The sequence below is a fragment of the Synechococcus sp. MU1625 genome, from assembly GCF_020514205.1.
Classification (GTDB): Bacteria; Cyanobacteriota; Cyanobacteriia; order PCC-6307; family Cyanobiaceae; genus Parasynechococcus.
Genome location: NZ_VTLA01000004.1, coordinates 95,225 through 107,743 on the forward strand (window position 1 = coordinate 95,225; position 12,519 = coordinate 107,743).

Sequence of the window (12,519 nt, forward strand, 5' to 3'; positions counted from 1 at the left end):
TTCAGTATCCGTTGAAGCGATCCAGGATGAGGCGTGCCAGCTGATCGCTCCCTCCTGCAGGTCCCATCCGCTGAGCACCGATTCGTCCCAAGTGGGAGCGGAGTGCCGGGTCATCCAGGAGGTATTCGAGCCGTCTGGTGAGCTCGGATTCGTCAGAGCACGGACGAACCGCTCCCCCCAACAGGCGGCTCTGACGGCGGGCGAAGCCTGGCTTGAACTGTGGTCCTCGTCCCGGCAGGGACAGGGCAGGAATGCCTAGCCCCACCAATTGTTCCGTCGCCGTTCCGGCGGTGGCGATGCCGGCTTCCGCCCAGCCGGCCCATTGGTCAAAGCAACCTCGCCCGATCAGCACCAGGCAGGCTCCTTTCACCCAGCACGCTTCGGCACCCAGTTGGTCCGAAGGCGGCAGGCTGCGTCGAAAACCCAGTTGTTCAAGACTGTCGCTCAGGGCCTCTGCATCGGGTTGGGCGCCGACGGCCACGAGCAGTGCCATCGGCACACGGCCGGACAGCGCCATGGCGCTACGCACCAACCGCTGCAGGTTGCGCTGGGCCTCCGGCATGCGACTGCCGCAAAGCAGGAGCACCCGTCGGCAGCGTTCTAGGGCCGACGGCAACGGATGAATCCGTAGGCCATCCATCATCGGATTGCCCGGAGACAGAGCATCCACTCCTTTGCGGCGCAGGCCACGGGCCGTGAGGCGATCACGCATGGCCACAACTCGACAGCGCCGCGAGCGCATCAAGCTCCATTCCCAGGGATCCCATTCACTGCCTTTGAGCAGGTGGTAGCAGTCGCTTCTTGCCCGTCCGGGCCCGCTGCGCCAGGTGTAGTCGCTCTTGGGGGTGCCGATGAAACCAAAAGGGGAGCCACTGCTCCAGGCCATCAGCAGCGGCAGCAGATCGCCGACAGCAACGATGGGTTGGTGGTGATGACCCATGCGGCGCACCAGGCGCCACTGGCTCCAGCTCAGGGTTGGAAGACCAGCGCTGAGGTCCGCCAGCAGTCCCCGCAGGCTTTGGTTGCTGAATCCACCGCTTGGTAGAGCCGCTTTCGGCCCCATGCGCGTTAACCATCCCTGCTCAACCGCAGCATCAAAAACACGGCCCGTTCCCACCAGAGGAAGCACGGCTAGGGAAAGTCGGGGAGCACGTCGATGGACGGCCTGGATGATCCGCAGGGTGATCAGGTCTTCTCCGTGGCCGTTGCAGAGAAACAGCAGAGAGCCAGGGGCATGGCTGATACGATCCCCTGATGGGAGCGGCTGTTCCCCAGCGGCGGCATGGCCAAGTGGTAAGGCAGAGGATTGCAAATCCTTTATCCCCAGTTCGAATCTGGGTGCCGCCTTTGAATCCTCGTCACAGTTGAGCCTCCGCGCTCATTGCGGGAATGTTGCGTGAGTGACTCTCGCAGTTGACGGTTTCGGCATCAATCCAACAGCTTCCAGTGGCTGTGCGTGCCACTGGCAGGCCCGTGGGAAGTCCTCTGGCGTCAAAGCGGGCCCATGCGGTGCTGAGCAGGCTCGCGCTCCAGCTGCGCTGATCCAAGCGGCAGCCGGAGCGGTCGCAGAGAAGCGGACTGCCCTGGTCTCCATCAAGGCTCACGAAGCTCAATTGAAAACTGCCCCCCGTCGCCTCATCGTCTCCGATGAAGCGAAGCCGCAGGCCACTACTTCCGTTCGCACTGATCTGGAGGCGCTTGCAATCCAAGGGACGCCCGTCGACAACGATGCGGCATTTTGAAGGCGTGTGCTCCAAGCGGCCAAAGGTCAGCATTGGATTGGCCGTTGCAGGAACGGCGAGCAGCAGGGAAGCCAGCCACAGGCGGATCATCAGTAATCGCTGTCGGCGACGCACATGCCCAGGCAGCGAATGCCGTTGCTGGCGGTTCTTCGGCAGTGGTTGCAGAGGATGCGTTCCTCGTCTGCAGACGATCCCTCCACAGCCTGATCGGGCGATGTCGCAGGCTCCTGTGCGGGGGATGCGGTCATGACGCAGCTGGACGAGATGAAGGCGATCATGGCTGGCAGCAGCGTCGCCCCGTTGAACGGCATCGGTTTTGGCACCTGGGCCTGGGGTAACAAGGCGGTTTGGGGATACGACCCCGAGCGGGACGATGGCCGACTGCGCGACACGTTTCGACAGGCCCTTAGTTCTGGGCTCAACCTGGTGGATACAGCGGATTCCTATGGCACGGGGAGGCTGACTGGGCGCAGTGAAGAGCTTCTTGGCGAATTCATTGCTGAGTTGCCAGCCCTTCGTCGATCCCAGCTGACGGTCGCGACAAAGTTGGCACCCTTCCCCTGGAGATGGGGCCGTCGAGGATTCGATGCCGCCTTTGAGGCCAGCCGAAAGCGTCTCAAAGGGCAGCTCCAGCGGGTGCAGTTGCACTGGAGCACCGCTCGCTATGCGCCTTGGCAAGAGGCAGGCCTTCTCGATGGCTTGGCTGAGCTCGTGCTTTGTGGCCGGGTCTCCGAGCTGGGGCTGTCCAATTTGGGCCCCCAGCGCTTGGCGTTGATCCACAACCGTCTGTTGGAACGCGGTGTTTCCCTGCGCAGTGTTCAGGTTCAGTGTTCACTCCTGGCGCCTGGGGATGATCAGCTGCTCGAGTTGATCGCCGTCAGCAGGGACAGGGATGTGGAGGTTTTGGCTTACAGCCCTCTGGCCTTCGGCGTCCTTGGATGTCCTCCCGGGGCTGAGCAGACGCTTCCCGCAACCTGGTTGAGACGTCGTCTGTTCCGGCGACTCCTCCCCGCAAGTTTTGAGCTGCGCAGGGTGATGCATGCCATCGCGATCGAGCATGGGGCAACGATGGTGCAAGTCGCCTTGAACTGGTGCAGAGCAATGGGTACGACGCCGATTCCTGGGCTACGAACTCCGAACCAAGCAAGGGATGTTGCCGGTGCACTGCAGTGGTCCTTGTCGACGCAGGAATGCCAGCGTTTGGATGCTGCCCGCTGCAGTTGCAGCGAGCGGATGCCCGCTAATCCATTCCAGAGTCGCTAAGCGAGATGCTCAGGCCTCCGAGGCGGATTCGGGGGCTGGACTCACCACGACTGGGAGGCTGTCTCCGTTGGTGCGAATCGGAATGACCTTGTCTTCGGAGGGTTCCCGGGGAGTGGGAGCGGGGGAGGCCTCCTGCTGTTGAGCGCAGGCGGTTAGCGCTTCTTGCAGGAGTGAATCGAAGGTTGCCCCGGGCAGTCGATGTCGGGCGACCTCCAGAAATGTGCGAGGTAGGGATTCGCTTGCAGCGCTCTTTAAAGCAGGGTTGTTCTGACGGTTCTCCTGCTCGTCCTGAATGGCGCGGATGAATCGTCGGGTGACGTCGCGTTTGGTGCACGCCTTGATCAGGGTGTCGCGCTCCTGAGGGCCGTGACTGAGCTCCTGCTCCATGTCTTGAATCCGCCTTTCAAGGCTTTCCAAAACCTCTTCGGCTTCTTTCCCGATGTGGGCTAACTGCCCATCTGAGAGGTATGGCATGTCGGCCACGAAGACCTTGCCGTGATCTCGCAGTGTGAGAAATGTAGGCCTTGCACCCTGCCTGTAGCCCTGTTGCCTGTCTTGTCCGGAAGCTAATGGGCGTCTTGGTGGAACCGGTCCTGCAGACGATCGACGTCGCGTGATGCGCTGGGGCTTATCAAAAGGCATTGACAAATAAATGTATTGACGTTGCTATCGGAAAAGATTCCGATGTGCTTGGCAGCACCCTATTCGATCCTTTCCGTTCTGGTGCTCAGCTGCATTGAACCCGTCTGAAATTGACGCAATCAGGCGGGCACCCCCTCCAGAGCCGTTGTGTTGCCCGGGGCGTTGGACTTGGACGACACGTCGCCAATCACCCAGGCCTGATGTTGTTTGACGCGGCAGTAATCGATGACAGTGCCTTCGCTCCCTGCCGGCACAACCAGACAGAAACCGATGCCGAGGTTGAACGTGTGCCAGAGGTCCCGTTCGGGAATGTCTCCTGCGTCCTGAAGCCAGCGGAAGAGTGGAGGCCTGGTCCAGCTGGTGGCGTCGATGCGAGCAGATAAGCCTTCTGGCAGGCACCGCGGCAGGTTTTCCGGTAGTCCCCCGCCTGTGATGTGGGCCATTCCGTGCAGCTCACATCCGCCCTGCAGCAGATGTTGCACGAGGTCGGCATACAGGGTTGTGGCTGCCAGTAGGTCGCTGATCAGAGGCCGCTGGTCATCGCCATAAACGGTGCTCGCATCAGCATTGGCGCGTTGCAGCACCTTGCGCACCAGGCTGAAGCCATTGCTGTGCACGCCGCTGCTGGCCACACCGATCACGCTGTCGCCAGGCTGGATGCGCTGGCCGTCAATGAGTTGGTCTTCTTCGACGACGGCCACGCAAAAGCCGGCGAGGTCGTAGCGCCCCTTGGGATAGAACCCCGGCATCTCCGCGGTTTCTCCACCGAGCAAGGCACAGCCGCTTTGCCTGCATCCATCGGCGATTCCCTCCACGACCTCAGCCATCGCCGACGGCGCCAGCGCGCCAGTGGCCATGTAATCCAGAAAAAAGAGAGGCGCTGCTCCTGAGGTGATCACATCGTTGACGCACATCGCCACCAGGTCGATGCCCACGCCGTGATGGCTGCCATGCTCTTGGGCAAGCTCCAATTTGGTTCCGACGCCATCGGTGCCCGACACCAGCAGGGGCTTTCGCAGGCCGCTGGGGAGGCGCATCAGCCCCCCAAATCCCCCAAGGCCTCCGATGACCTCGGGTCGGTGGGTGGCTTCCACAGACGCCTTGATGCGCTGCACGAACGCACGTCCGGCTTCAACGTCAACTCCAGCGCTCTTGTAATCCATGGAATGAATCCGTTGCAATGATCCTGCAATGCCGGGGCACCTGTGCGGCTTGAGCTGCCGGCACAGCTTCTGATTCGATCTGCTTATCGTCCCTTTGTTCCCGGCTTATGCGTGGGGGCTTGCTTTTGGGCGTTGATCTGCCAGTCAGTGCAGGGATTGCCGGTGCAGTCGGGCTTGGGTTGTTGTGACGGTCATGGCGATGGGGCCCCATTTTCTTTCGGGAGCGGTTTTTTTAGGTTCTCAAGCAACTGTTTGATTAGGCCAGTCAACGCTCGAGAACTGCGACTTCAGTTCCGCTTCGTTGGTCAAGCCGCTCTGCATGCGAGTCCTTCTGACGGTGGCCACGCTCTCCGGAGCGATTTCAGGTAGTGCTGCACTCTTGCCCGTGGTGGCAAGCGATTTTCTTGCTGTTGATGGTGCAGAACGCCTGGATCCCCTCGATCTGGTCGTCGAGCCACAGGTGTCTGAGTTGCAGGCAACGCTCTCTCCTGCAGAGGTCAAGCAAGTCGATGCACCCCCTGCAGCGGAGCTCCCTAAGCCCAAGCTGAGGGTCGTCCCTGACGTCGTCAAAGTCATCACCGGAGAAGCCAGTTGGTACGGCCCCGGTTTTTATGGCAACCGAACAGCGAATGGCGAGGTCTATCAGCCCGGCACGATGACGGCGGCCCATCGCACGCTTCCCTTCGGCACCAAGGTTCGTGTGACCAATCTTTGGAACGGGCGAAGCGCTGTCATTCGCATCAATGATCGTGGGCCCTTCGTTTATCACCGTGTGATCGACCTTGGCCACGGCGCCGCCTCCGATCTTGGGCTGACCGCCTCTGGAATTGCCCAAGTCAAGCTTGAGGTGCTGCGCTGAGCCTTGTTGTTCTCTCCACGCAAGCCGAGCTGGAGATCTTCCGGACTGGCCTCCGTGGACCGCTTCAATTCGTGCCCACCATGGGTGGTTTGCATGAAGGTCACGGCCAGCTGATTCGCCGAGCTGCCCAACAAGGCCCTGTTCTTGTGAGTGTGTTCGTCAACCCACTCCAATTCGGTCCTACCGAAGATTTTGACCGCTACCCCCGCACGCTCGAGGCGGATCGGGTTTTAGCCCAAGGCAGTGGCGCCAACGCCCTCTGGGCTCCGACTGTCGACACGGTCTACCCCGGTGGACTCAATTCAGTTGTGTCCCGGTCAGCGCCGGCCGCCCTCCAGTCCCATCTCTGCGGCGCATCCCGTCCAGGTCACTTTGATGGTGTGGTCACAGTCGTGGCCCGTCTCCTGCAGCTGGTGAAGCCCTCATGTCTTTGGCTGGGTGAAAAGGATTGGCAGCAGCTCGTGATCCTGCGCCGGCTGGTCGCTGATCTGGATTTGAACCTGGCGGTGCAGGGGGTTCCCACGCTTCGTGAAGCGGATGGCCTGGCATTGAGTTCCCGCAACCAGTACCTCTCTGCTGCGGATCGTGAGCGGGCTGCTGCTCTGCCAGCAGCTTTGCGCCGTGCTGATCAGAACGATCCCAAGGATTCAGTCCGCAGGAGCCTGTGTGATGCGGGGCTTGAGGTGGAGTATGTAGAGAGGGTCGATCCCCTCAGTCTTCAGCCCTGTGGGTCTGAAACCGCCATCTCGCTGCTGGCCGCGGCGGTGCGCTGCGGGACGACCCGTTTGATCGATCATGTCTTCCTGATGACTCGCCAGCCTCTCGTTGCCATTGATGGCCCGGCCGGTGCCGGGAAAAGCACCGTTACCCGGGCTTTTGCTGAGCGGTTGGGGCTGGTCTATCTCGATACCGGCGCCATGTACCGGTCGGTCACCTGGTTGGTGCAACAAAACGGTGTGGACCCCCAGGATGCGACGTCCATTGAGGCTCTCTTGAACGCCTTGGATCTTCAGCTGCGGTCGCTGCACGGTGGCGGCCAGCAGGTCTTGGTGAACGGGCAGGACGTGAGCGACGCGATTCGCTCCCCTGAAGTCACAGCGTCGGTCTCGGCGGTGGCGGCTCACCGCTGCGTGAGGCAAGCGCTGACGGCACAGCAGAAGGCAATGGGTGCCAAGGGTGGCTTGGTGGCGGAAGGTCGCGACATCGGCACGGCTGTTTTCCCGGATGCTGATCTGAAGGTGTTTCTGACGGCCACGGTGGGCGAGCGCGCCAGGCGTCGAGCCCTTGATCTCGAGCAGCGGGGTTTCCCGGTGCCTGAGCGATCTGAGCTCGAGGCACAGATCGCCGAACGGGACCATCTCGATAGCACCCGCGAGGAAGCCCCCTTGGTGCAGGCAGAGGATGCCGTGGAGCTCGTCACCGATGGCATGAGCATTGCGGCTGTGATCGACGCCCTGGTGACGGAGTTCCGGTCTCGAGTGGCCGAAGAAGCCTGGCCTACGCCGGCGGGCTGAGCTCGTCGAGCAGGTTGGAACAGGCATCCTCGAGAAGGTCGAGCACATGCTCGAAGCCCGCGTCGCCTCCGTAATAGGGATCGGGGACCTCTGTTTCAGAGAAGCTGCGGGCGTAGCTGAGCATCGGTTTGATGGTGGCTGTCGCCCTTGGGCCAGCTTCCCTGGCCAGTCCTTGCACGGCGGTGAGATTGTCGTCGTCCATGGTCAGCACCAGATCGAAACTCGAGAAATCGTCGAGGCTGATCTGTCGTGCGCGGCTGGGCAGCTGAATGCCGCGGCGGTTGGCCGCTCCCTGCATCCGTCGGTCCGCCGGATTGCCCACATGCCATCCGCCTGTTCCGGCGGAATCCACCACGAACTGATCGCTGAGACCACGTTCCTGCAGCAGATGCAGAAACACGCCTTCGGCTGCTGGAGAGCGGCAGATATTGCCAAGGCAGACGAACAATACTTTTATCATTAGGTTTAGGGAACTTTTTTGTTTTCGATGTGATGGATAGAAGTCTTGTTTTTTGATTTTAGTATTGCCTTGTCAAGGCGTGCAGAGAGGACTGGGTCTGTTTCTTTTGCTTTGGCTTCATTTAAGAGTTCAATTGAATTGGCATTGCCAATTCCTTCCAGCGCCAAGCATGCGCTGTAGCGCAAACCCCAGTCTTCAGGTGAATGAAGTGTCCATTCAAGTTTGTTGAAAACGGCATGCAGGGATTGCGACGAAATCTTTGCGTTCCAATTGATGTCACCAAGGGCGCACGCTGCGACGCGTCGAATGTTTCCTTGGCAATGATTGCCAATTTCGACCCCAATAGCATCAATAAGTGCGTTTGCGTAATGGGGATTTTTGAGTTCAGCCATGGCCTTGATCAGCCCCATTGTGATGTCTTGGTCTGATTCTGAGAAGTACAGATCAAGAAGATCGATTTTGAAATGATCAGCACCACGGACGAGTTGTTTTATGCCTGATTTTCTGCTCGTCAAGGATGGTGACCTTAGGTTGTCGAATGCATCTGAAAGTAGATCGCTTTCTGTTGATTCGTCTCCTGGATGGGTTTCTGGAATTTGGTTGTCTTGCTCAATCAATAGGTTCCCCGAAAAGTTGTCTCTGGCGAGATTGTCAAGTGCTTTGAAGAGAGAGGAATGGATTGATGCGAGGTCGGTATCTGGAATAGAATCTGCTTGATAGCTTCGGCTGAGTGATTTATTGAGTATGGCTTTTATGGCAAACATCTTGACGTTGTTGGGGATCTTGGCAGTCAGGATTGGATCTGTTGCTTTGATTGTTCCGATACGGGCTAGGTCGAATGCAGCGGATTGCCTGATGAAGCGATTCTGGTGATCAAGAAGTGAGATGACTTTGTTTAAATAGGTCATCTCACCTGTGTAGCTGTAGAAAAAAGCTGCTGCAGAGCCGGCGATCCTTTCTGATTTGTCGTTAAGAAAGGGTTGTATCTTTTCTGAAATATCCCACAGTCTTTGCTCTGTTAAAGCTTCTATAAGTGCTTCTATTGGTTTGTTGGGAATATCTCGGTCAAGGTAGTTAATGAGTGAGCTTGAGCATTGATCACTCTTGATTTCAATTAGGGCTCTAAGTGTTGCTTCATGCAATTGCACGTCATCTGTTTCTAGTGTTTTAAGAAGCTCTGGTAAACAGCGTGAGTCTTTGATCATTCCCAGTGATCTTGCTGCTTGCCTTCTTAGGGGGTATCCACCTGTACATGTTTTGTCCCTTTCGTCTAGAAGGCATTCCACCAATCGTGGTACTCCCTCAATCGACCTGTTTTTCCCGAGCCACCAAGCACCGTGATACCGAACACCCGCATCTTGGTGGTCGAGGGCTTCAAGAGCGGCTGTGACTGAGTCAATTGGAATCAAGGTAGTTTTGTTTAACAAAACTTGCTTTGCATTCTATAGGCTTGCCCCACTGTCTCATGTGCTTAAAAAATGGTCTTTGTATCCATGCTCATGAATGAATGTCTTGTTCCCACTTTGCTTCCCATGATTTTGTTCGTTTGAATTGAAATTCACCTGCAATGGCACCCCAAAGTCTTGCATTCGTTTTTGGGTCATGACCACGGTCAAGAGTTTTTAATGAGTCCTCTTTGAGGTGAAAAGTGCTTACCAGTACTGTCTCTTGCCCATTTCGGGTAACCATACACCGACAGCCTGGTTCGATCGATCCATGATATCCGTCGCTCTTGTGTTCAACTTGGTAGTGACATTGGTCAAGGCAGATCAGGTCGCTGTCTTGAATGGTCTGCCGACATTCTTTGTCAAAGGTTGCTTTGGCAAATCTTGATGGCTCGCGGAAGGTATGGTTCCACAACTTAATAATTCCAGGTGATTGTTCCTCAGCTCTGATCATGCGTAATCGGTAAGGATTCTTTGGGTCAACTGCATAGCTTTGCTCTAACAAAATAGACCCTGGTTGGAGATGCTCTAAAGGTCGGTATCTCAGGAAAATATGTGCAAAGAAAGGAGGGTTATCCAATGCTTGTTGCTGATTGCTGTATTCGCCGCAAAGCAAGCTGAGAAAGTTCTGCTCTGTTGGGGTCATTTTTAGAATCCTGGCCCAAGCTGTTTGAACAAAAAAAAGCCCTCCACGAGGAGGGCTGTCACATCTGTGGTCTAACCGATCAGGTCAGAGCATTGATGGCGTAGTCGATGTAGCTGTTGGCTTCAGTGGCGGCGTCGCCAGAGAGGCCGTGGTTGGACTTGATGTGCTTCAGAGCTTCCACGTACCAGGAAGGGGAGAGCTCAAAAGTACGGTTGATTTCGGCCAGACCGGCAATCAGGTAGTCGTCCATGGGGCCAGTACCACCAGCGACCAGGCAGTAGGTGATCATGCGCAGGTAGTAGCCCACGTCACGGGAACACTTGGCCTTGCCTTCGGGAGTTGCTGAGTAATTGGGCCCCGCCATCTGAGTGGTGTAGGGGAACTTGGTGTACACAGCTTGAGCTGCGCCGTTCACCAAGGAATCGGCCTTACTCGTGAGGGCTTTGGCCGCTTCGAGACTGGCTTTGGCGCGATTGAAACGGCCGGAGGCAGCCTGAACTTCGGTGTTGCTCAGGAAACGACCCTGGGAATCAGCTGCTGCAACAGCTTCGGTAAGAGGGGTTTTCATTGGTTGATGGGAGAAGTGAAAGACGTCGGATTAACGCGTCGATCAGGCGACGGATGCTGCGGCCTTATCGAAGTAGGTGCCGATCTCGCTACTCAACGAGGCGCAGTCGCCATTGGAAATACCTGCCTTGTCGTTGACGATGGAGAGGGCAGCCTCCTTCATCAGGTTGACGCCGGCTGCAACCGAAGCACCAGGGGTACCAAGGGCCAGATAGGTCTCACGCAGGCCATTCAGGCAGCGGTCTTCCATCACGGAAGCGTCGCCGGTGAAAGCGGAGTAGGTGACATAACGCAGGATGATCTCCATGTCACGCAGGCAAGCTGCCATGCGACGGGAGGTGTAAGCGTTACCGCCTGGTGAAATCAAAGAGGGCTGCTGAGCAAACAGCTGGCGTGCAGCCGAAGCAACAATGCTGGAAGCGTTGCTGGAAATGCGGTTAACGGCATCCAGACGCTTGTTGCTGTCGGAAACCATGGCTGCGAGAGCATCGATCTCGCTGGTGCTGATGAATTGTCCCCGGGCATCGGCCTGGGCGACAACCTTGGTGAAGGCGTCGAACATGGTTGTTGTTCCTGTGAACTACGTCTGGAGGGGGAATCTCAGACATGAAAGGGATGAACTGAGGCTATTGCCTCCATCCCGTCGCCTGCGATTCTGACCAACAGCTCGGGAGCCTCCCGAAAGCTGTTCATAATGCTTAACTCCCTTGCTATAACAAGGAAGTGGTGAGGCTTTTCTCAAAGATCGAAAAGTACCTCGTGGATGTATGCCTCTGTCCACTCACTGCCGTGAAAGCGGGTCAACATTCCTCGGGCCGGGTCTTTTTCGGCGCGATAGTCGGTGTAACGACGTTGACCAGCGAAGAGAACCTCAGAGCGCTGGTCAGAGACAGGTTCAGCCGTGGCCGCAAGCCGCAGATAAAGAGACAAGTACTCATTGAAAGCAGGTCGCACCACGGTTTCGATTAAGTGCTCCCCTTCTTCCCCGAGAGGAAGACGGGTCCAGAGAAAGCCAGGAGAAAAGAATGGCTGGGCTTCTTCGGGGATCGGCCCACCGTCGGGTAATTTTTCGCGCCACCGCTCAAAAATTGGCATCAACTGATCCCAAACCGGTCGCGTGTGTTGCTCATCGCTTTTATCGGCGGGCTGAAGGTCGAGTGCAAGCAGATGACCGCCGGGCAGGGTGACGAGATCACCTCCAAAAAAGGGCAAGTCGTACTTGGAGGATGGATTGATGACGAAATTAAGCACTGATGCTGCGTCACCCCCGTTGACACAAGCGGCACGAACTTGCCGAAATTTTTCAGTGCGGCAAGCCCATGTGGCTGTGGTCACGGTGACTGGCTTCGCCCGTGAGCCAATGTGTCCCTGCTTGAATAAAAAATCTTGTTCAATTGGGTAGGGCTGCGGCTCAAATGTCTGGAGTGCCGCAACCGCATCATCAAGAAAAGGCTGCCATGCCCAGCCCGGTATTGCGAGCGGATCAGAGCTGTTAGCGCGCGGGAGAGTCATGGTTGAGCAGATTCAGGGAAAAGAAATTCGTGCAGGAAACGATCAGACCAATCACTGCCAAAATGACTGCTGAAAAGGCCGTGCGCAGGATCTCTCTCGGCGCTGTAGATATCGTAGTTTTTTTGAAGCTGCTCTACTTTTTCGGGATTGATGAACGATGAGTTTTTAACTGCTTCGTCGTGCAAGTTCCAATAAGCTTTTAGGAAAGCGCTAAAGGCAGGAGGCAGTGATGTTGTGGCCTGTTCCGAGCCGCCACGGCAGAAAAGCAACCAGGAGGAGAAATACTGATTTGGGTCGAAAGACCGCATTGTCTCTTCTCCGTTGAGATCCGGGAATTGAGCATTGAGAGACTTCAGACCATCGAAGTACCGTTCTAAGTAATCCTTGTCTTGAACGAGGGGCTGGAAATCTAGAACTGCCACTAACTTCTGCTTGGCTCCGAACCAGAGAAGATCAACTCCCATCAGAGGATGGTCGTAGGCGTAATCCGGATAGGCAACTGAATTCAGCACCTGGAGGCTGTCGCCAGCATCCAATCTTGTAACGCGCCAACGACGAAATCCAGGAACGTCCCAAAGCCAGCTTTGGATCGTGCTGGAGCGCTTGGATGATTGATTGTGCTCCAGACCAGGGGGAACCTCAATTGGCACTGCGCCCCGGGCTTTGATCCCTGAATGCAATTCATCAAGAAATGGATCAAACATGA

General features: G+C 57.1%; 15 protein-coding genes and 1 tRNA gene. 4 read left to right on the forward strand and 12 right to left on the reverse strand.

What is annotated here, in order from left to right; all coding sequences use genetic code 11:
* Position 1: 1 nt before the first annotated feature.
* Positions 2-1,222 (reverse strand): lipid-A-disaccharide synthase-related protein, encoded by a 1,221-nt coding sequence (locus tag FZX13_RS08750; RefSeq protein ID WP_226409306.1) that lies wholly within the window; start codon positions 1,220-1,222, stop codon positions 2-4.
* Positions 1,223-1,276: 54 nt separating this feature from the next.
* On the opposite strand from FZX13_RS08750, the gene FZX13_RS08755 reads away from it, so the two are divergent.
* A tRNA-Cys gene (locus FZX13_RS08755) sits at positions 1,277-1,347 on the forward strand.
* 11 nt (positions 1,348-1,358) lie between these two features.
* Here FZX13_RS08755 and FZX13_RS08760 read toward each other — a convergent pair.
* Complete coding sequence (locus FZX13_RS08760; protein ID WP_226409237.1) at positions 1,359-1,832, reverse strand: hypothetical protein; 474 nt, start codon at positions 1,830-1,832, stop codon at positions 1,359-1,361.
* Positions 1,832-1,990, reverse strand: coding sequence for a hypothetical protein (locus tag FZX13_RS08765; RefSeq protein WP_166017559.1), 159 nt, complete (start codon positions 1,988-1,990; stop codon positions 1,832-1,834). Before FZX13_RS08765 ends, FZX13_RS08760 begins: the two co-directional genes overlap by 1 nt.
* On the opposite strand from FZX13_RS08765, the gene FZX13_RS08770 reads away from it, so the two are divergent.
* The gene (locus tag FZX13_RS08770; protein WP_226409239.1) at positions 1,989-3,005 is read left to right on the forward strand and encodes an aldo/keto reductase; all 1,017 of its coding nucleotides are present in this window, start codon (positions 1,989-1,991) and stop codon (positions 3,003-3,005) included. The two genes, FZX13_RS08765 and FZX13_RS08770, sit on opposite strands and share 2 nt — an antisense overlap.
* A 9-nt stretch (positions 3,006-3,014) precedes the next feature.
* Here the strand turns inward: FZX13_RS08770 and FZX13_RS08775 are convergent, their stop codons facing one another.
* A complete protein-coding gene (locus tag FZX13_RS08775; protein ID WP_115022881.1) occupies positions 3,015-3,647 on the reverse strand; it encodes a histidine phosphotransferase in 633 nt (210 codons plus the stop codon).
* A gap of 119 nt (positions 3,648-3,766) precedes the next feature.
* On the reverse strand, positions 3,767-4,810 hold the full coding sequence (gene purM / locus FZX13_RS08780; protein ID WP_226409241.1) for a phosphoribosylformylglycinamidine cyclo-ligase: 1,044 nt from the start codon (positions 4,808-4,810) through the stop codon (positions 3,767-3,769).
* Between the two features lie 319 nt (positions 4,811-5,129).
* Here purM and FZX13_RS08785 point away from each other — a divergent pair, with 319 nt between their 5' ends.
* On the forward strand, positions 5,130-5,669 hold the full coding sequence (locus FZX13_RS08785) for a septal ring lytic transglycosylase RlpA family protein (RefSeq protein ID WP_226398211.1): 540 nt from the start codon (positions 5,130-5,132) through the stop codon (positions 5,667-5,669).
* Entirely contained in the window at positions 5,666-7,183 is a 1,518-nt protein-coding gene (locus FZX13_RS08790; protein WP_226409307.1) for a bifunctional pantoate--beta-alanine ligase/(d)CMP kinase, read from the forward strand. The genes FZX13_RS08785 and FZX13_RS08790 overlap by 4 nt, the downstream gene beginning before the upstream one ends.
* Here FZX13_RS08790 and FZX13_RS08795 read toward each other — a convergent pair.
* The 7 genes from FZX13_RS08795 to FZX13_RS08825 all read right to left on the reverse strand — a co-directional run bounded on the left by FZX13_RS08795 (position 7,167) and on the right by FZX13_RS08825 (position 12,517).
* Positions 7,167-7,643: a low molecular weight protein-tyrosine-phosphatase gene (locus tag FZX13_RS08795; protein WP_226409243.1), complete on the reverse strand. Its 477-nt coding sequence runs from the start codon at positions 7,641-7,643 to the stop codon at positions 7,167-7,169. The two genes, FZX13_RS08790 and FZX13_RS08795, sit on opposite strands and share 17 nt — an antisense overlap.
* A 5-nt stretch (positions 7,644-7,648) precedes the next feature.
* Positions 7,649-9,070, reverse strand: coding sequence for a HEAT repeat domain-containing protein (locus FZX13_RS08800; RefSeq protein ID WP_370630803.1), 1,422 nt, complete (start codon positions 9,068-9,070; stop codon positions 7,649-7,651).
* Positions 9,071-9,140: 70 nt separating this feature from the next.
* A complete protein-coding gene (locus FZX13_RS08805; RefSeq protein ID WP_226409246.1) occupies positions 9,141-9,734 on the reverse strand; it encodes a chromophore lyase CpcT/CpeT in 594 nt (197 codons plus the stop codon).
* Positions 9,735-9,813: 79 nt separating this feature from the next.
* Positions 9,814-10,302: a phycocyanin subunit alpha gene (cpcA, locus tag FZX13_RS08810; protein ID WP_226409248.1), complete on the reverse strand. Its 489-nt coding sequence runs from the start codon at positions 10,300-10,302 to the stop codon at positions 9,814-9,816.
* A 42-nt stretch (positions 10,303-10,344) separates the two neighbouring features.
* On the reverse strand, positions 10,345-10,863 hold the full coding sequence (locus FZX13_RS08815) for a phycocyanin subunit beta (RefSeq protein ID WP_226409249.1): 519 nt from the start codon (positions 10,861-10,863) through the stop codon (positions 10,345-10,347).
* A 176-nt stretch (positions 10,864-11,039) separates the two neighbouring features.
* Positions 11,040-11,813, reverse strand: a complete 774-nt coding sequence (locus FZX13_RS08820; RefSeq protein WP_226409251.1) for a phycoerythrobilin:ferredoxin oxidoreductase — start codon at positions 11,811-11,813, stop codon at positions 11,040-11,042.
* Positions 11,810-12,517, reverse strand: coding sequence for a 15,16-dihydrobiliverdin:ferredoxin oxidoreductase (locus FZX13_RS08825; protein ID WP_186571383.1), 708 nt, complete (start codon positions 12,515-12,517; stop codon positions 11,810-11,812). The genes FZX13_RS08820 and FZX13_RS08825 overlap by 4 nt, the downstream gene beginning before the upstream one ends.
* Positions 12,518-12,519 lie beyond the last annotated feature (2 nt).